This is a genomic window from Kitasatospora sp. NPDC096147 (assembly GCF_044763225.1).
Lineage (GTDB): Bacteria > Actinomycetota > Actinomycetes > Streptomycetales > Streptomycetaceae > Kitasatospora.
On record NZ_JBIWFX010000004.1, the window covers coordinates 514958 to 535007 of the forward strand.

A 20050-nucleotide genomic window follows, 5' to 3' on the forward strand; every position below is an offset into this window, starting at 1 on the left:
GGGTCGGGGTGGCAGGGGGTCAGACGAGCGGAGCGAAGAAGTAGGTGTCCCGGGTGGCGAACAGGCCGTCGGGGCGGACCGTGAAGCTGTCGGCGAAGCGCAGGTCCACCGGGGCACCGGAGTGCAGCAGGCCGTGGAACTCGCCGAACACGCCGACCGTCGGGCCGTCCGCCAGCACGGTGGTCAGGGTGTGCGCGCCGGAGGCGATGGTGCGGTCGCGGCCGTAGAAGCCGAGCAGGCCCTCCGGGCCGGTCATCAGGCCGTAGCCGGGCCGCCGGTACTCGGCGTCGGGGGCGAACAGCGCGGCCAGGCCGGGGGCGTCCCCGGTGTCCACCAGGTGGTAGAAGCGGCGGACCACGGAGACGGCGAAGTCGGCTTCCACGGTGGCGGGTTCGAGGGCGGGGGTGGTGGTCATCGGGTCTCCTCGGGGAGCAGCGCGGCGGTCAGGGTGGGCCGGATCGCGGCGAGCGGCTCCGGACGGGTCATCAGGGCGTGGGCGGTGTCGATCGCGTGGACGGTGAGCCGGCCGCCGAGGTGCGGCAGCCAGAGCGCCGGGTCGGCCGAGTCCGCGGTGCGGTCGGCGGTGGCGAGGTAGAACAGCAGGTCGCCGTCGAAGTGGCCGGGGGTGTGCCCGGCCAGCAGGTTGAGGTTGGCGGCGAACACCCGGGGCAGTGCCTCGGTCAGCTCGCGCTCCAGCCCGGCCAGCGGGCCGTCCGGCTCCCGGACGGCGGCCCGGTACTCGGCCGGTGTCGGCCGGCCGTCCCGGTACCCGTCCAGCGGGTAGCCGAGGGTGGCGAGCAGGGCGGCCAGCGTGGAGCCGTCCTCGGGTGACCACGCGCGCAGCTGCGCGGGGATCGGCGGGTAGCCGTCCAGCATCGCCAGCAGGGCCACCTCCTCGCCCGCCGAGCGGAGTTGGCAGGCCATCTCGTGGGCCACCGCGCCGCCGTAGGACCAGCCGAGCAGGTGGTACGGGCCCTCGGGCTGCACCCGGCGGAGCTGCTCCAGGTAGTCCTTGGCCATCTGCTCGATCGAGACGGGTGCGGCCGAGGGCTCGGCGAAGGCCCGGGACTGCAGCCCGTAGACCGGCTGCTCGGGGTCGAGGGTGCGGAGCAGACCGGAGAACACCCAGCTGATCCCGGCGGCCGGGTGGACGCAGAACAGCGGGGGCCGGGAGCCGCGCGGCCGGAGCGGCAGCAGCACCGCCAGGGCGTCCGACTCGGCTCCGGAGTCCAGCAGTTCGGCCAGCGCGGCCACGGTCGGCGCCTCGAACAGCGAGCGCAGGTTCAGCCGGACGCCGAGCGCGGTGCGGATCCGGCTGACCAGCCGGGTGGCCAGCAGGGAGTGGCCGCCGAGGGCGAAGAAGTCGTCGTCGACGGTCAGGTCGGGCTGGGTCAGGGCCTCGGCGAACAGGGTGCGGAGCAGCTCTTCGCGCGGGGTCCGGGGGGCGCGTCCTTCGGCGCGGGTGGGGAGCTCGGGGGCGGGCAGGGCGCGGCGGTCGAGCTTGCCGTTCGGGGTGAGCGGCAGGGCGTCCAGCTGGACGTAGGCGGCGGGCACCATGTACTCGGGCAGCTGCCCGGCGGCGTGCCGGCGCAGCTCGGCCCCGTCCACCGGTCCGGTCGCGGTGAGGTAGGCGACCAGTCGGCCGTCCCGGACGTCCAGGGCGGCCTGGAGCACCGCCGGGTGGCGGGTCAACTGGGCTTCGATCTCGCCGAGTTCGATGCGCAGGCCGCGGATCTTGACCTGTTGGTCGGCGCGGCCGGCGAAGGCGAGCCGGCCGTCGGGGCGGCGGCGGACGAGGTCGCCGGTGCGGTACATCCGGGCGCCGTCGGTGCTGTGCGGGTCGGCGACGAAGCGTTCGGCGGTGAGGCCGGGGCGGTTCAGGTAGCCGCGGGTGATGCCGGTGCCGGAGAGGTAGAGCTCGCCGGTGGCGCCGACCGGGACGGGGCGCAGGTGCTGGTCGAGGACGTAGGCGCGGGTGTTGTCGACGGCGGTGCCGATCGGCGGCAGCGCGCCGGGGGAGGGCTCGGGGCCGAGGTCGGCGGCGGTGGCCGCGACGGTGTACTCGGTGGGCCCGTACATGTTGACCATCCGGAACGGCACGCCCGGCTCGGGCCAGCGGCGCAGGGTGTCGCCGCCGAGGTACAGCAGGCGGAGCGCGCCCGGACGGGCCGTCAGGTCGTCGAGGGAGGCCTCCAGACGGGGGGTGGGCATGAAGCAGGCGGTGATCCGGGCCTCGGCGACCCACTCGGTGAGCGCCTCGGCGTCCTCCAGCAGGGCCGGGTCGGGCAGGCAGGCGGTGCCCCCGGCGGTGAGCACCGGCCAGAGCTCCATCACCGAGGCGTCGAAGCCGGGGGTGGCGATCTGGCTGGCCCGGTCGGTGGCGGCCACGCCGTAGGCGCGGCGCATCCAGGCGCACAGGTCGCTCAGCCCGCCGTGCTCGACCACCACGCCCTTGGGACGCCCGGTGGAGCCCGAGGTGTAGATCACGTAGGCGGCGTCCCGCTGACCGACCGTCACCGCCGGGGCGGTGGCCGGAGCGCCGGTCTGCTCGCCGTAGTGCACCAGCTCGGTGCCGGTCAGGCGGTCGGCCAGGGCGGGTTCGGTGACCACCAGGCGGAGCCCGGCGTCCTCGGCCAGGAAGGCGAGGCGGTCGGCGGGATAGGAGGCGTCCAGCGGGACGTAGGCGGCACCGGCCTTGAGGACGGCCAGCAGGGTGACCACCAGCTCCGGGCCCCGGCCCAGGCAGACCCCGACCGGATCGCCCCGGCGGACTCCCCGGGCGGTCAGGTGCTGCGCCAACTCGTTCGCAGCGGTGTCCAGTTGACGGTAGGAGAGGACGCGCTCGCCGCACTCCAGAGCGGGTGCGTCCGGAGTCACCCGGGCGTGCTCGGCGATCAGCTCGTGCACCGGTACGGTGGCCGGCCCGGTGACGGTGCCGGGGGCGAGGGCGGCGGCCTCCTCGGCGGCGGTGAGCAGCGGCAGGGTGCCGATCGGCCGGTCCGGGTCGGCCAGCGCCGCGTCCAGCAGCCGGAGCAGCTGGGCCAGCAGGCGGCTCACCGACGCGCCGTCCAGCAGGTCGGTGGCGTAGTCGGCGGTGAGTCGCAGGCCCTCCTCGGTCTCGGCCACCGCCAGGGTCAGGTCGAACTTGGCGGAGCCGGTGCCGATCGCCACCGGGGTGCTGGTCAGGCCGGGGTAGCCGGCGCCGTGGCCGGAGCCGGGCGGCTGGGTGAGCAGCATGATCTGGAACAGCGGGTGCCGGGAGAGGCTGCGGGCCGGGTTGGCCTCCTCCACCAGGCGCTCGAACGGCACGTCCTGGTGGGCGTAGGCGGCGAGCGCCGTCTCCCGGGCCCGGTGCAGCAGTTGACGGAAGCTCGGGTCGCCGGAGGCGTCGGTGCGCAGTACCAGGGTGTTGACGAAGAAGCCGACCAGGTCGTCGAGGGCTTCGTCGGTGCGGCCGGCCGTGGCGGTGCCGATCGGGACGTCGGTGCCCACCCCGAGCCGGGCCAGCAGGGCGGCCAGCGCGGCCTGCACCACCATGTAGGTGGTGGCCTGCTGGGCCCGGGCGAAGCCGGTCAGCCGGGCCTGGAGCGCGGTGCTGCCGGTGGTGGAGACGGCGGCGCCCCGGAAGGTCGGGCGGGCCGGGCGGGGCCGGTCCAGCGGGACGGTGACCTCGTCCGGCAGGGCGGCCAGCTCGCCGCGCCAGTGGGCGAGTTGGGCGGAGAGCAGGCTCTCCGGGTCCTGGTCGGAGCCGAGCAGCTCCTGCTGCCAGAGGGTGTAGTCGGCGTACTGCACCGGCAGGGGCTGCCAGGCCGGAGCCAGGCCGCCGGCCCGGGCCGCGTAGGCGGCGGCCAGGTCGCGCAGCAGCGGGCCGAGCGACCAGCCGTCGGTGGCGATGTGGTGGGTGACCAGCAGCAGCACGTGGGCGTCCGGCGCGAGCCGGTGCAGCACGGCGCGCAGCGGGAGTTCGGTGGTGAGGTCGAAGACGTGGCCGCAGCCCGCCGCCAGGGCGGTGTCGAGATCGGCCTCGGGGGTGTCGTGCTCCACCCACTCGGGGGTGGTCCCGGTCGGCAGCACCCGCTGGAGCGGCCCGTCCGGGCCCTCCAGGTAGGTGGTGCGCAGGATCTCGTGACGGTCGGTCAGGTCGGTGAGCGCCCGCCGCAGTGCCGCCGTGTCCAACTCCCCGTCCAGGCGCAGCGCGTACGGGAGGTTGTAGGCCGCGCTCGGCCCCTGCACCTGCTCGTGGAACCAGAGCCGGGCCTGTGCCGGGGAGAGCGGCGCGGTGGCGCCGCGCTCGGCCGGGCGGAGGGCGAGCCGGAGCCCGGCGCCGAGTGCCCCGTCGGCGGCCAGCCGCTCGGCCAGGCCGGCCACGGTGGGGGCCTCGAAGACCGCCCGGACGGTGAGTTCGGCGCCCAGCGCGGTGCGGACCCGGCTGATCAGCCGGGTGACCAGCAGGGAGTGGCCGCCGAGGTCGAAGAAGGAGTCGTCGATGGTGACGGCGTCCGCACCGAGCAGCTCGGCGTAGACGCCGCAGAGCAGCTCCTCGGTGCCGGTGCGCGGGGCCCGGCCGGTGCCACGCTCGGGCAGCTCGGGGGCGGGCAGGGCGCGGCGGTCCAGCTTGCCGTTCGGGGTGAGCGGCAGGGCGTCCAGCTGCACGAAGGCGGCGGGCACCATGTAGGCGGGCAGCCAGTGGGCCGCGTAGGCGGCCAACTCGGCCGCCTCCAGCGGGCGGTGGCCGGTCAGGTAGGCCACCAGGCGCCTGTCGCCGGGGCGGTCCTCGCGGACCAGCAGGGCGGTCTGGGCGACGTCGGGGTGCCTGGTCAGCAGGGCCTCGATCTCGCCGAGCTCGATCCGCAGGCCGCGGATCTTCACCTGCTGGTCGGCCCGGCCGAGGAAGGCCAGCTGCCCGTCCGGCCGGAGCCGGACCAGGTCGCCGGTGCGGTACATCCGCTCGCCGTCCGTCCCGTACGGGCAGGCCGGGAAGCGCTCGGCGGTCAGGCCCGGGCGGCCCAGGTAGCCGCGGGTGATGCCGGCGCCGGCCAGGTAGAGCTCGCCGGTGGCGCCGACCGGGACGGGCCGCAGGTACGCGTCCAGCACGTAGGCGCGGTTGTTGGCGGCCGGGCGGCCGATCGGCGGCAGCGCGCCGGGGGTCGGCTCGGGGCCGAGGTCGGCCGAGGTGGTGGTGACGGAGAACTCGGTCGGGCCGTACTGGTTGGACATCCGGAACGGCACGCCCGGCTCGGGCCAGCGGCGCAGGGTGTCGCCGCCCAGGTAGAGCAGGCGCAGGGCGCCCGGACGGGCCGTCAGCTCGTCGAGGGCGGCCTCCATCCGGGGCGTCGGCATGTAGCAGGCGGTGATCCCGGCCTCGGCCACCCAGCGGGTCAGCGCCTCGGCGTCGTCCAGCAGTCGGGGCGTCGGCAGGCAGGCGGTGCCGCCGGCCACCAGGATCGACCAGAGCTCCATCACCGAGGAGTCGAAGCCGGGGGTGGCGATCTGGCTGGCCCGGTCGGTGCTGCTCAGCCCGTACTCGTGCACCATCCACTCGGTCAGGTTGGTCAGCCCGGCGTGCTCGCAGACCACGCCCTTGGGGCGGCCGGTGGAGCCGGAGGTGTAGATCACGTAGGCGGCGTCGCGCGGGTGCACCGGCACCGCCGGGTCGGCCGTCGGGGCGCCCGACTGCTCGCCGTAGTGCACCAGCTCGGTGCCGGTCAGGCGGTCGGCCAGGGCCGGCTCGGTGACCACCAGGCGCAGCCCGGCGTCCTCGGCGATGTAGGCGAGGCGGTCGGCGGGGTAGGAGGCGTCCAGCGGGACGTAGGCGGCACCGGCCTTGAGGACGGCCAGCAGGGTGACCACCTGCTCGGTGCCCCGGCCCAGGCAGACTCCGAGCAGGTCGCCCCGGCGGACTCCCCGGGCGATCAGGTGCTGCGCCAACTCGTTCGCAGCGGTGTCCAGTTGACGGTAGGAGAGGACGCGCTCGCCGCACTCCACGGCGGGTGCGTCCGGGGTCAGCCGGGCGTGCTCGGCGATCACCTCGGGGACCCGGCGGTCGGTGCGGAACGGCACGGCGGTGTCGTTCCAGCCCTCCAGCACGTCGTGCCGCTCCTGCTCGCCGAGCAGCTCCAGCCGGCCGACCGGCAGCGCGGGGTCGTCGAGGGCGGCCTCCAGCAGGCGCAGGAAGCGCTCCAGCAGCCGGGTGACGGTCTGCTCGTCCAGCAGCTCGGCGGCGTAGTCGGCGTTCAGCCGCAGACCCTCCGGGGTCTCGGTGACGGCCAGCGTGAGGTCGAACTTCACCGTGCTGGTGCCGACCGGCACCGGGCCGGCCGTCAGCTCGCCGAAGCCCTCGCCGCCGCCGGTCGCGGAGACCGGGGGCTGGGCGAGCAGCATGATCTGGAACAGCGGGTGCCGGGAGAGGCTGCGGGCCGGGTTGAGCTCCTCGACCAGGCGCTCGAACGGCACGTCCTGGTGGGCGAAGGCGGCCAGGTCGGCCTCCCGGACCCGGGCCACCAGCTCGGCGAAGCCGGGCTCGCCGGACACGTCGGTGCGCAGCACCAGGGTGTTGACGAAGAAGCCGACCAGCTCGTCCAGCGCCTCGTCGGTGCGCCCGGCGGTGGCGGTGCCGATCGGGATGTCGGTGCCCGCGCCGAGCCGGGAGAGCAGCGCGGCCAGCACGGCCTGGGCGGCCATGTAGAGGGTGACGTGCCGCTCCCGGGTGAAGGCGAGCAGCCGGGCCTGGAGCTCGGGCGAGCTGGTCAGGCTGACCGCCGCGCCCTGCTGGGTGGGCACCGCCGGGCGGGGCCGGTCCAGCGGGAGGGTGACCTCGTCCGGCAGCCCGGCCAGCGTCTCGCGCCAGTGCGCGAGTTGACGGCTGAGCAGGCTCTCCGGGTCCTGGTCGGTGCCCAGCAGCTCGCGCTGCCAGCGGGTGTAGTCGGTGTACTGCACCGGCAGCGGCTTCCAGCTCGGCGCCGCGCCGTCCCGGCGGGCCCGGTAGGCGGTGGCCAGGTCCCGGGTGAACGGGCCGAGCGACCAGCCGTCGGTGGCGATGTGGTGCAGCACCAGCAGCAGCACGTGCTCCTGCTCGCCGGTCCGGTAGAGGTGGGGGCGGATCGGCAGGTCGGTGGCCAGGTCGAACGGCAGGTCACCGACCCGGGCCAGCTCGGCCCGCAGCTGCTCGCCGGTCAGCTCGGCGAACGACCATTCCGGCAGCGCGAGTTCGGCCGCCCGGACCACCTGCTGCGGCTCGCCGTCGACCTCCCGGTACCCGGTGCGCAGCACCTCGTGCCGGGCGACCACGTCGGCCAGGGCCGACTCCAGCGCGGCCCGGTCCAGCTCGCCGGCCAGCCGGATCGCGTACGGGAAGTTGTAGGCGGTGCTCCCGGTGCCCTGGGCCTGCTGGTGGAACCAGAGCCGGGCCTGCGCCGGGGAGAGCGGCGCGCTCGGGCCCGGCTCGGGCGAGCGGCGCAGGACCGGGCGGGAGGTGTCGGTGGTGGAGAGGTGGTGCACCAGCTCGGCCACCGTGGGGGCCTCGAAGACCGCCTTGACGGTGAGTTCGGCGCCGAGTGCGGTGCGGACCCGGCTGATCAGGCGGGTGACCAGCAGGGAGTGGCCGCCGAGGTCGAAGAAGGAGTCGTCGATGGTGACGGCGTCCTCGCCGAGCAGCTCGGCGTAGATGCCGCAGAGCAGCTCCTCGGTGGTGCTGCGGGGTGCCCGCCCGCCCTCCCGGCCGGGGAGTTCGGCGACGGGCAGGGCACGGCGGTCGAGCTTGCCGTTCGGGGTGAGCGGCAGGGCGTCCAGCTGGACGTAGGCGGCGGGCACCATGTAGTCCGGCAGCCACTGCGCGGCGTGCCGGCGCAGCTCGGCCGGGTCCAGCGGCTCGCTGCCGGTCAGGTAGGCCACCAGTCGGTCCTGCTGGACGTCCAGCGCGGTCTGCAGCACCGCCGGGTGCCTGGTCAGCAGGGCTTCGATCTCGCCGAGTTCGATGCGCAGGCCGCGGATCTTGACCTGCTGGTCGGCGCGGCCGGCGAAGGCGAGCTGGCCGTCGGGGCGGCGGCGCACCAGGTCGCCGGTGCGGTACATCCGGGAGCCGTCGGCGCTGTGCGGGTCGGCGACGAAGCGTTCGGCGGTGAGGCCGGGGCGGTTCAGGTAGCCCCGGGTGATGCCCGTGCCGGAGAGGTAGAGCTCGCCGGTGGCACCGGTCGGGACGGGCCGCAGGTGCGAATCGAGCACGTAGGCGCGGGTGTTGTCGACGGCGATGCCGATCGGCGGCAGCGCGCCCGGGGAGGGCTCCGGCCCCAGCTCGGCGGCGGTGGCCGCGACGGTGAACTCGGTCGGGCCGTACTGGTTGGACATCCGGAACGGCACGCCCGGCTCGGGCCAGCGGCGCAGGGTGTCGCCGCCCAGGTAGACCAGCCGCAGCGCGCCCGGACGGGCCGTCAGGTCGTCGAGGGAGGCCTCCAGCCGGGGGGTGGGCATGAAGCAGACGGTGATGCCCTGCTCGGCGATCCAGCCGGTCAGCGCCTCGGCGTCCTCCAGCAGCCGCTCGTCCGGCAGGCAGGCGGTGCCGCCGGCCACCAGGACCGGCCAGAGCTCGATCACCGAGGAGTCGAAGCCGGGGGTGGAGACCTGGCTGGCCCGGTCGGCGGGGGAGTGGCCGAACTCGCGCAGCATCCAGGCGCACAGGTCGCTCAGCCCGCCGTGCTCGACCACCACGCCCTTGGGACGCCCGGTGGAGCCCGAGGTGTAGATCACGTAGGCGGCCTCGTGCGGACGGACCGTCACCACCGGGGCGGCGAGCGAGCCGCCGGCCTGCTCGCCGTACAGCACCGCGACGGCGGCGCTCTCCGGCAGGCGCTCCAGCAGCCGGGCGTCGGTCACCACCAGCGGCAGCGCGGCGTCCTCGGCGATGTAGGCCAGCCGGTCGGCCGGGTAGGAGGCGTCCAGCGTGACGTAGGCGGCGCCGGTCTTCAGGATCGCCAGCAGGGTGACGATCCGCTCGACCGAACGCTCCAGGCAGATGCCGACCAGCCGGCCGGGCGCGGCGCCCAGCGGAATCAGGTGGTTGGCCAACTCGTTGGCCCGGGAGTCGAGTTCGGCGTAGCTGAGGCGCTCGCCGGAGCTCTCGACGGCCACCGCGTCCGGCGCGGTGCGAGCCCGCTCGGCGATCAGCTCGTGCACCGGCACGGTGGCCGGGGCGGTGACCAGGGCGGGGGCCAGGGCGGCCCGCTCCTCCTCCTCGGTGAGCAGGGGGAGCCGGCTGACCGGCAGTGCCGGGTCGGCCAGCGCCGCGTCCAGCAGCCGGAGCAGCTGGGCCAGCAGGCGGCGGACGCTGTCGGCGTCCAGCACCTCGGTGGCGAAGTCGGCGTTCAGTTTCAGGCCCTCGGCCGACTCGCCGACCGCCAGGGTCAGGTCGAACTTCACCGCGTCGGTGCCGACCGGCACGACCGTGGTCTCCAGCGGGCCGAACTCCGGTCCTCCGCCGCCCCCTTCGCCCACCGACTGGGCCAGCAGCATCAGCTGGAACAGCGGGTGCCGGGAGAGGCTGCGGGCCGGGTTGAGCTCCTCGACCAGGCGCTCGAACGGCACGTCCTGGTGGGCGAAGGCGGTCAGGTCCGCCTCCTTGACCCGGGCCACCAGCTCGGCGAAGCCCGGGTCGCCGGAGGCGTCGGTGCGCAGCACCAGGGTGTTGACGAAGAAGCCGACCAGGTCGTCCAGCGCCTCGTCCCCGCGCCCGGCGGTGGCGGTGCCGATCGGGATGTCCGTCCCGGCGCCGAGCCGGGTCATCAGCGAGACCAGCGCGGCCTGCACCACCATGAAGACGGTCGCGCCGTGCTCCCGGGCGAAGGCGGTCAGCCGGGAGTGCAGCTCGGGCGAGCCGACCGCCGAGACCGCCGTGCCCTTGTGGGCCGGGACGGCCGGCCGGGGCCGGTCCAGCGGCAGCGCCACCTCGTCCGGCAGACCGGCCAGGGTCTCGCGCCAGTGGGCGAGTTGGGCCGAGATCAGGCTCTCCGGGTCGTCCTCCTCGCCGAGCAGCTCCTGCTGCCAGAGGGTGTAGTCGGCGTACTGCACCGGCAGCGGCTCCCAGACCGGGGCCGCCCCGCCGAGGCGGGCGGTGTAGGCGGCGGCCAGGTCCCGCACCAGCGGGCCGAGCGACCAGCCGTCGGTGGCGATGTGGTGCATCACCAGCAGCAGCACGTGCTCCCGGCCGCCGGGCAGGCGGTGCAGGAAGGGGCGGATCGGCAGCTCGGCGGTCAGGTCGAAGGACAGGTTGCAGGCCCGGTCCAGCTCGGCGGGCAGCTGCTCCTCGGTGGTCTCGGTCACCGTCCAGACCGGCTGGGCGAGTTCGGGGTCCAGCACCCGCTGGTACGGGCGGCCGTCGGCCTCGCCGTAGACGGTGCGCAGCGCCTCGTGCCGGGCCAGTACGTCGGTGAGCGCGAGCTCCAGTGCCGAGGTGTCCAACGCGCCGCGCAGGCGCAGCGCGTGCGGCAGGTTGTAGGCCGAGCTGGTGCCGGTGATCTGCTCGTAGAACCAGAGTCTGGCCTGGGCGTAGGAGAGCGGGATCACGAGCTGACCTCCTTGGACCGGGCCCGCAGGGCCGGACGAGCGCGGACGGCGGTGGTCAGGCGGCCGGTCAGGTCGGCCACCGTCGGCGCCTCGAAGACGGCCTTGATGGTGAGTTCGGCCCCGAGCACCGAGCGGACCCGGCTGATCAGACGGGTGACCAGCAGGGAGTGGCCGCCGAGCTCGAAGAAGTTGTCGTCGATGCCGACCGTCTCCAGGCAGAGGATCTCGGCGAACAGGCCGCAGAGCTTCTCCTCCTTCTCGTCCCGGGGGGCCCGGCCGGCCGGACGCTGGGTCAGGTCGGGCGCCGGCAGGGCGCGGCGGTCGAGCTTGCCGGTGGGCGTCATCGGGAGCACGTCGAGCTGGACGAAGGCGGACGGCACCATGTACTCGGGCAGCCGCTCGGCCACGTGGGCCCGCAGGGCGGCGGTGTCCACCGGGTGATCGGCCGTCAGGTAGGCCACCAGACGCTTGTCACCGGGCTGGTCCTCGCGGACCACCACGGCCGTCTGGCCGATCTCCCCGGCCGCCCCGTACGAGGCGACCGCGGCGCGGACCTCGCCGGGTTCGACCCGGAAGCCGCGGATCTTGACCTGGTCGTCGGCCCGGCCGAGGAACTCCAGCGAGCCGTCGGGGAGCCAGCGCACGAGGTCGCCGGTGCGGTACATCCGGCTCCCGGGGGCGCCGTGGGGGTTGGCGACGAAGCGTTCGGCGGTCAGGCCGGGCTGGCCGGTGTAGCCGTGGGCCAGGCCCAGGCCCGCCATGTGCAGCTCGCCGACGACGCCGGGGGCGACCAGGGCGAGGTGCTGGTCCAGCACCCAGAGCTTCTTGCCGTTCAGGGCCCGGCCGACCGGGATCGAGGGGCGGGCGGCGTCGTCCGGGGTGATGTGGTGGGCGACGGTGAAGATCATCGACTCGGCGGGCGAGTAGCCGTTCACCAGCCGGATCTGCGGGAAGTCGGTCACCAGCCGCATCACGTGCGGGATGGAGGCGGCCTCGCCGCCGGTCATCACCTGGCGCAGACCGGTGAAGGTGCCCGGGTACTCGTCCAGCAGGAAGTTCAGCAGGCTGGCCGAGACGTGCAGGGTGGTCACCGCGTGCTCGGCGGTGAGCTGCGCGATCACGGTCGGCTCCGGGCGCTGGCCGGGCTGGAGCACGCAGGTGCCGCCGGAGAGCAGGGGGGAGAAGAGTTCGAGGGCGAAGGCGTCCCAGGAGACCGGGGAGCACTGGAGCCAGACCTGCTCGGGGTCGAGGGCGGCGAAGTCCTGGCCGAGCAGGGTGCCGACGATGGCCCGGTGCGGGGAGATCACGCCCTTGGGGGTGCCGGTGGAGCCGGAGGTGAACATCACGCAGGCGGCGTCCAGTGGGCCGGCCTGCTCGGGCAGGGCGGTGGTGGGCTGCCCCGCCGCGCCCTCGACCAGCAGCTCGGGGGTGGTGATCCGGCCGCTGCGGGCCGCGTCGGTCAGCGTCCAACGGGTGGTCCGCGCCAGGGCGTTGAGCCGTTCGACGGGGAACTCCGGGTCCAGCACGGTGTAGGCGGCGCCGGCCTTGAGGACGGCGAGCACGGCGGTGACCAGGTCGGGGGTGCGCTCCAGGTGGATGCCGACCACCTCGCCGCGCCGTACGCCGCCGGCCAGCAGGTGGTGTGCCAGGCGGTTCGATGCTTCGTCCAGCTCGCGGTAGCTGACGGTGCGTCCGCCGAAGACCAGGGCGGTGGCGTCGGGCTGCTCGGCGGCCTGGCCGGCGAACACGCCGTGCACGGTGCGCTCCGGGTCCACCGTGGAGGGGCCACCGCTCAGCCGCTCGGTCAGCAGCTCCCGCTCGGCCGGGGCGAGCACGTCCACCCGGCCCACCGGCAGCTCCGGCGCGGCCAGCGCGCCCTCCAGCAGCCGGACCAGACGGTGTGCCAGCTCCTCGACGGTGGCGTGGTCGTAGAGGTCGGAGGCGTAGTCGATGTTGATCTTCAGCCCGGCCGGGGCACCGGCCTCGCGGCGCTCGGTGACGGCCACCGTCAGGTCGAACTTCACGGTGTCCACCCCGGCCGGGACGACGGACGCCTCCAGGCCCGGCACGCGCAGCTCGGCCGAGCTGTTGTTCTGCACCACCAGCATGATCTGGAACAGCGGGTGGCGGGAGAGCGTGCGGACCGGGTTGAGCTCCTCCACCAGGCGCTCGAACGGCACGTCCTGGTGGGCGTAGGCGTCCAGGTCGGACTCCCGGACCCGCTCGACCAGCTGACGGAAGCTCGGGTCACCGGAGAGGTCGGTGCGCAGCAGCAGGGTGTTGACGAAGAAGCCGACCAGGTCGTCGGCCGCCTCGTCCACCCGGCCGGCCACCGGGGTGCCGAGCGGGATGTCGGTGCCGCCGCCGAGCCGGGAGAGCAGGGCGGCCAGGCCGGCCTGGAGCACCATGAACAGCGTCGCCTGGTGCTCCCGGGCGAAGGTCAGCAGCCGGGCGTGCAGCTCGGCGTCGGTGGTCACCCAGACCGCGTCGCCGAGGTGGCTCGGCGCGGCCGGCCGGGGCCGGTCGGTCGGGAGGTTCAGCTCCTCCGGCAGATCGGCCAACGCGCCGCGCCAGTAGGCGAGTTGCTGGGAGAGCAGACTGGCCGGGTCGTCGTCCGCGCCGAGCAGCTCCTGCTGCCAGAGGGTGTAGTCGGCGTACTGCACCGGGAGCGGGGCCCAGTCGGGGGCCGCGCCCGCCGTCGAGCGGGCCGCGTAGGCGGCGCCCAGGTCGCGGATCAGCGGGCCCATCGACCAGCCGTCGCTGGCGATGTGGTGCATCACCAGCATCAGCACGTGCTCCTGGGGGCCGAGGACGAACAGGTGCACCCGCAGCGGCGGGCTGGTGGCCAGGTCGAAGCCCTGGTTGGCGGCCCGGGCGATCGCCCCGGCCAGCCCCTGCTCCGTCACCGGCGCCTCGTCCCACGGGACGTCGGCCTGCTCGGGGGCCAGCACCCGCTGGTACGGGCGGCCGGCGAACTCCTCGAAGACGGTCCGCAGCACCTCGTGCCGGGCGACCACGTCGTCCACCGCGGCGCGCAGCGCACGGGTGTCCAGGGTGCCGCGCAGCCGCACCGTCACCGGCACGTTGTAGGCCGAGCCCTGCTCCTCCATCTGCCCGAGGAACCACAGGCGTTGCTGGGCGAAGGAGAGCGGCAGCCGCTCCGGCCGGGGCAGCGCGCGCAGGGCCGGGCGGGCGTGTTGGGCGCGGTCCACCCGCTGGCCGAGCCGGGCCACCGTCGGGGCCTGGAAGAGGTCGCGGATGCCGATCTCCACGCCGAGCACCGAGCGCAGCCGGCTGACCAGCCGGGTGACCAGCAGCGAGTGGCCGCCCAGGTCGAAGAAGTCGTCGTCGATGCCGACCGTCTCCAGGCCGAGGATCTCGGCGAACAGGCCGCAGAGCAGCTCCTCCCGGGCGTTGCGCGGCTCGCGGCCGAGCTCGCCCCGGTGGTGGTCGGGGGCGGGCAGCGCCCGGCGGTCCAGCTTGCCGGTCGGGGTGATCGGCAGCGCCTCCAGGAAGACCACCGCCGAGGGCACCATGTACTCCGGCAGCAGCGCGGCCACGTGGCCGCGCAGCGCTGCGGCGTCCACCCCGCCGGCCTCCGGCGAGCCGTCGGTGACCACGTAGGCCACCAGGCGCCTGTCACCCGGGCGGTCCTCGCGGACCACCACGGCGGCCTGGCCGACCCCGGGGAAGGCGGCCAGTGCGGACCGGATCTCGCCCGGCTCGACCCGGAAGCCGCGGATCTTCACCTGGTCGTCGGCCCGGCCGAGGAACTCCAGCACCCCGTCGCCGCGCCACCGCACCAGGTCGCCGGTGCGGTACATCCGGGCGCCCGGCTCGCCGAACGGGCAGGCGACGAAGCGCTCCGCGGTCAGCCCGGCCTGGCCGGCGTAGCCGTGCGCCAGGCCGACGCCGGTCATGTAGAGCTCGCCGGTGACGCCGGGGGCGACCAGGCCGAGGGCGTCGTCGAGCACGTAGAGCCGCTTGTTGCCGAGCGGGCGGCCGACCGGGATGGACGGGCGGGAGCCGTCCTCGGCGGTGATCTCGTGCGAGACGGTGAAGATCATCGACTCGGCGGGGGAGTAGCCGTTCACCAGCCGGATCTGCGGGAAGCCGTGCACCAGCTTCATCACGTGCGGGATGGAGGCGGCCTCGCCGCCGGTCATCACCTGCCGGAGGTGGGTGAAGGTGTCCGGGTACTCGTCCAGCAGGAAGTTCAGCAGGCTGGCCGAGACGTGCAGGGTGGTCACCCGGTGACGGGTCACCAGCTCGGCGATGACGGCCGGCTCGGGGCGCTGGCCGGGCTGGAGCACGCAGGTGCCGCCGGAGAGCAGCGGGCCGAACAGCTCCAGTGCGAAGGCGTCCCAGGAGACCGGCGCGCACTGCAGCCAGACCTGGGCCCGGTCGAAGTCCACGAAGCCCTGGCCGACCAGGGTGCCGACGATCGCCCGGTGCGGGGAGACCACGCCCTTGGGCACGCCGGTGGAGCCGGAGGTGAACATCACGCAGGCCGCGTCGCCCGGGTCGACCGGCAGGTCGAGCACGGTGGCCGGGTACTGCGCGACCTGCCCGGCGTCGGTGTCGAGGTACAGCTCGCGCGGGCCGCCGGGCAGCCGGCCGCCGAGGTCGGAGACGGTCAGCAGCAGCGCGGCGTCGGTGTGGCCGAGCACGGCGGCGATCCGGTCGGCCGGGAAGTCCGGGTCCAGCATGGTGTAGGTGGCACCGGCCTTGAGCACCGCCAGCACGGCGGTGATCAGCTCGGTGGTGCGCTCCAGGTAGATGCCGGCCACGTCGCCCCGGCGCAGGCCGCTCGCCACCAGGTGGCGGGCCAGCCGGTTCGCGCGCTCGTCCAACTCCCGGTAGCTGATCGTCCGTTCGCCGAAGACCAGGGCGGTGTCGGCCGGGCGGCGGGCGGCCTGCTGCTCGAACAGCTGGTGCACGCAGGCGTCGGCCGGGTAGTCGGTGGTGGTGTCGTTCCAGTCCACCAGCAGCGCGCGGCGCTCCTCGCCGGAGAGGATCTCCAGTCGGCCCACCGGCACGTCCGGCTCGGCCAGCTGACCCTCCAGCAGCCGGACCAGGCGGTCCAGGATGACCTCCACCGAGGCCCGGTCGAACAGGTCGGTGGCGTACTCGGCCATCGCCCGGATGCCGGCCGGCTCGCGGTCGGTGCCGAAGGTCTCGGTGAAGCCCAGGGTCAGGTCGAACTTGGCGGTGTCGGTGGTGACGGGCGCCATCTCGGTGTCCAGGCCGGGCAGCCGGAGCTTGGCCTCGGCGTTGTTCTGCACCACCAGCATCACCTGGAACAGCGGGTGGCGGGAGAGCGTGCGGACCGGGTTGAGCTCCTCCACCAGGCGCTCGAACGGCACGTCCTGGTGGGCGTAGGCGTCCAGGTCGGCCTCCTTGACCCGGGCCACCAGCTGACGGAAGCTCGGGTCACCGGAGAGGTCGGTGCGCAGCACCAGGGTGTTGACGAAGAACCCGACCAGGTCCTCCAACGCGTCGTCGGTGCGCCCGGCGGTGGGCGTGCCGAGCGGGATGTCGGTGCCGGCGCCCAGCCTGGTCAGCAGCCCGGCCAGGGCGGCCTGCATCACCATGAAGAGGGTGGCGTTGTTCTCCCGGGCGAAGGCCAGCAGGCGGCGGTGCAGGTCCTGGTCCAGGTGGGCGGTGGTCACCTGCCCCTGGTTCGACGGCAGCGCCGGGCGGGAGCGGTCGGCGGGCAGCGCGATCTCCTCCGGGAGATCGGCCAGCGCCTCGCGCCAGAAGGCGAGTTGCTGGGAGAGCAGGCTCTCCGGGTCGTCGGCCGAGCCGAGCAGGTCCTGCTGCCAGAGGGTGTAGTCCACGTACTGCACCGGCAGCGGCTCCCAGTGCGGGGCGGATCCGTCGCAGCGCGCGCCGTAGGCGGTGGCCAGGTCGCGCATCACCGGGCCGAGCGACCAGCCGTCGCTGGCGATGTGGTGCATCACCAGCAGCAGCACGTGCTCCTGCGGTCCGACCGCGAAGATGTGGGCCCGGATGGGGAGTTCGACCATCAGGTCGAAGGCGTGCCGGGAGGCGAAGTCCAGCTCCAGCGGCAGCTCCTCGGCGTCGGTGTCCAGCACCGTCACCATCGGCCGGGCCACGCCCGGGGCCACCACCCGCTGGTAGGGCTCGCCGTCCACCTCCAGGAAGACGGTGCGCAGCGCCTCGTGCCGGCCGACCACGTCGGAGACGGCGGTGTGCAGCGCGTCCACGTCCAGCTCGCCGCGCAGCCGGATGGTGTGCGCCACGTTGTAGGTGCTGTTCGGCCCCTCCAGCTTGTTGAGGAACCAGAGGCGGCGCTGCGCGTACGACAGCGGGATCTCCTCGGGACGCTCTTCCATGACGTAGGACCCCTTTCGCGCCCCTCGGGCGCCACGGATTCGCTCGGCGAGGCGCAGCACGGTGGGCGCCTCGAACAGGTCTCGGACGGTCAGCTCGACGCCTGCGGCGGAGCGGATACGGGCGATCAGCTTGGCGGCCAGCAGGGAGTGGCCGCCGAGTTCGAAGAAGTCGTCGTCGATCCCGGCCCGGTCGTGGCCGAGCAGCTCGGCGTAGAGGTCGCAGAGCACGGCCTCCTGCCGGCTGCGCGGCGGGCGGGACTCCTGACGGGGCGTGAGGTCGGGTGCCGGCAGGGCCCGGTGGTCGAGCTTGCCGGTCGGGGTGAGCGGCAGCGCGTCCAGCGGGACCAGTGCGGCCGGCACCAGGTGCTCGGGCAGCACCGTGGCCAGGTGGGCCCGGAGCGCCGTGGTGTCCACCGGCCGGTCGGTCGTCAGGTAGCCGACCAGGCGCTTGCCGCCCGGCTGGTCCTCGCGGACCACCACGGCCGTCTGCACCACGCCGGGGAAGCCGGCCATCGCGGCGCGGACCTCGCCGGGTTCGACCCGGAAGCCGCGGATCTTGACCTGGTCGTCGGCCCGGCCGAGGAACTCCAGGGAGCCGTCGGGGAGCCAGCGGACCAGGTCGCCGGTGCGGTACATCCGGCTCCCGGGGGCGCCGTGGGGGTTGGCGACGAAGCGTTCGGCGGTCAGGCCGGGCTGGCCGGTGTAGCCGTGGGCCAGGCCCAGGCCCGCCATGTAGAGCTCGCCGGGGGTGCCGGGTGGCAGCAGGGCCAAGTGCGCGTCCAGCACGTGGAGTTGCTTGCCGTTGAGGGCCCGGCCGACCGGGATCGAGGGGCGGGTGGCGTCGTCCGGGGTGATGTGGTGGGCGACGGTGAAGATCATCGACTCGGCGGGGGAGTAGCCGTTCACCAGTCTGATCTGCGGGTGGTCACGGACCAGGCGCATCACGTGCGGGACGGAGGCGGCCTCGCCGCCGGTCATCACCTGGCGCAGACCGGTGAAGGCACCGGGGTGCTCGTCGAGCAGGAAGTTCAGCAGGCTGGCGGAGGCGTGCAGGCTGGTGACGTGGTGACGGGTCACCAGGTCGGCGATCAGGGCCGGTTCGGGGCGTTGGCCGGGCTGGAGCACGCAGGTGCCGCCGGAGAGCAGGGGGGAGAAGAGTTCGAGGGCGAAGGCGTCCCAGGAGACCGGGGAGCACTGGAGCCAGGTCTGCTCGGGGTCGAGGGCGGCGAAGTCCTGGCCGAGCAGGGTGCCGACGATGGCCCGGTGCGGGGAGATCACGCCCTTGGGGGTGCCGGTGGAGCCGGAGGTGAACATCACGCAGGCGGCGTCCAGCGGGCCCGCCTGCTCGGGCAGGGCGGTGGCGGGCTGCCCGGCGGCGCCCTCGACCAGTAGTTGCGGGGCGTCGATCCGGTCGGCCAGTGCGGCCCGGGTGAGGATCCGGTTGGTGCTGCCGGCCAGGGCGTTGAGCCGTTCGACGGGGAACTCCGGGTCCAGCACGGTGTAGGCGGCGCCGGCTTTGAGGACGGCCAGGACGGCGGTGACCAGGTCGGGGGTGCGCTCCAGGTGGATGCCGACCACCTCGCCGCGCCGTACTCCGCCGGCCAGCAGGTGGTGTGCCAGGCGGTTCGATTCCTCGTCCAGCTCGCGGTAGCTGACGGTGCGTCCGCCGAAGACCAGGGCGGTGGCGTCGGGCCGCTCGGCGGCCCGGTCGGCGAAGACTCCGTGCACGGTGCGCTCCGGGTCCACCGTGGACGGGCCACCGCTCCACCCCGTGGTGAGGGTGACGCGCTCCTCGGCCGAGAGCAGGTCCAGCTGCCCGACCGGGAGTTCGGGGTCGCTCAGGGCCGCCTCGACCAGCCGCAGCAGCCGCTCGCCCAGGGTCTCGACGGTGGCGCGGTCCAGCAGGTCGGTGGCGTACTTGAGCAGCACGCCGATGCCCTCGGCGTCCTCGGCCAGCTCCACGATCAGGTCGAACTTGGCCACGTCCAGGTCGATGACCTCGGCCTCGGCGGTCAGACCGGCGAAGTCCGGGCGGGCGTCCGGGCTGTTCTGCAGCACCAGCATGACCTGGAAGAGCGGGTGGCGGGCCAGGCTGCGGGCCGGGTTCAGCTCCTCCACCAGCCGCTCGAACGGGAGGTCCTGGTGGGCGTAGGCGTCCAGGTCGGCGTCCCGGACCCGGGCCAGCAGCTCGCGGAAGCCCGGTTCGCCGGAGAGGTCGGTGCGCAGCACCAGGGTGTTGACGAAGAAGCCGACCAGCTCCTCCAGCTCGCTGTCGGTCCGGCCGGCCACCGGGGTGCCGAGCGGCACGTCGGTGGCACCGGTGAGCCGGGAGAGCAAGGTGGCCAGCGCGGCCTGCACCACCATGAACAGGGTGGCGTCGTGGCGCCGGGCGAAGTCCTTCAGCCGGTCCCGGAGCGCACCGTCGATCCGGGTGGTCAGCACCTGGCCGTGGTGGGACGGCGAGGCCGGGCGGGGCCGGTCGGCCGGGACGGTGAGCTCCTCCGGCAGATCGGCCAGCGCCTCGCGCCAGTGAGCGAGTTGCCGGGAGAGCAGGCTCTCCGGGTCGTCGGCCTCGCCGAGCAGGTCCTGCTGCCAGAGGGTGTAGTCCGCGTACTGCACCGGCAGTGGCTCGAACTCCGGTGCGGCGCCGGCGGTACGGGCCCGGTAGGCGGTGGCCAGGTCCCGCAGCAGCGGGGCCAGTGACCAGCCGTCGGCGGCGATGTGGTGCAGGGTCAGCAGCAGGGTGTGCCGTTCCGGCGCGTGCTGCTCCGGCTGGTCCTGCTCCGCGCCGTGCTCGAACAGGTCGGCGCGGACCGGGAGTTCGGTGGCGAGGTCGAAGCCGTGCGCCGCGGCGGCGCGGACGGCCCCGACCAGCTCGCCGTCGGCGGGGCGGGAGAGCGACCAGGGGATCTCGGGCCGCTCCAGCACCTGCTGGTACGGGATGCCGTCCTGCTCGGTGAAGACCGTGCGCAGGGCCTCGTGGCGCTCGGCCAGATCGGTGACCGCCGCCCGCAGGGCCGCCCGGTCGAGCGGGCCGGTGAGGCGGACGGTCAGGGGGACGTTGTAGGTGGGGCTGGGACCCTCGACCTGGTTGAGGAACCAGAGGCGGGCCTGTGCGAAGGACAGCGGAGTCATCG

The 20050-nt window shown here is 74.4% G+C and carries 3 protein-coding genes; all 3 read right to left on the reverse strand.

Translation table 11 applies throughout. The features are described 5' to 3' along the window. Positions 1 to 19: 19 nt before the first annotated feature. The 3 genes from ACIRBX_RS16520 to ACIRBX_RS16530 are packed head-to-tail and all read right to left on the reverse strand — an operon-like array spanning position 20 to position 20048. Positions 20 to 415 (reverse strand): nuclear transport factor 2 family protein, encoded by a 396-nt coding sequence (locus ACIRBX_RS16520; RefSeq protein WP_402297280.1) that lies wholly within the window; start codon positions 413 to 415, stop codon positions 20 to 22. After that, positions 412 to 10554, reverse strand: coding sequence for an amino acid adenylation domain-containing protein (locus tag ACIRBX_RS16525; protein WP_402297282.1), 10143 nt, complete (start codon positions 10552 to 10554; stop codon positions 412 to 414). The genes ACIRBX_RS16520 and ACIRBX_RS16525 overlap by 4 nt, the downstream gene beginning before the upstream one ends. Beyond that, complete coding sequence (locus ACIRBX_RS16530; RefSeq protein WP_402297284.1) at positions 10551 to 20048, reverse strand: amino acid adenylation domain-containing protein; 9498 nt, start codon at positions 20046 to 20048, stop codon at positions 10551 to 10553. Before ACIRBX_RS16530 ends, ACIRBX_RS16525 begins: the two co-directional genes overlap by 4 nt. Positions 20049 to 20050: the final 2 nt, after the last annotated feature.

Bases quoted from the DNA above. Each gene is read 5' to 3' on its own strand.
- ACIRBX_RS16520 (WP_402297280.1), bottom strand. From the start codon at position 415: ATGACCACCACCCCCGCCCTCGAACCCGCCACCGTGGAAGCCGACTTC.
- ACIRBX_RS16530 (WP_402297284.1), bottom strand. From the start codon at position 20,048: ATGACTCCGCTGTCCTTCGCACAGGCCCGCCTCTGGTTCCTCAACCAG.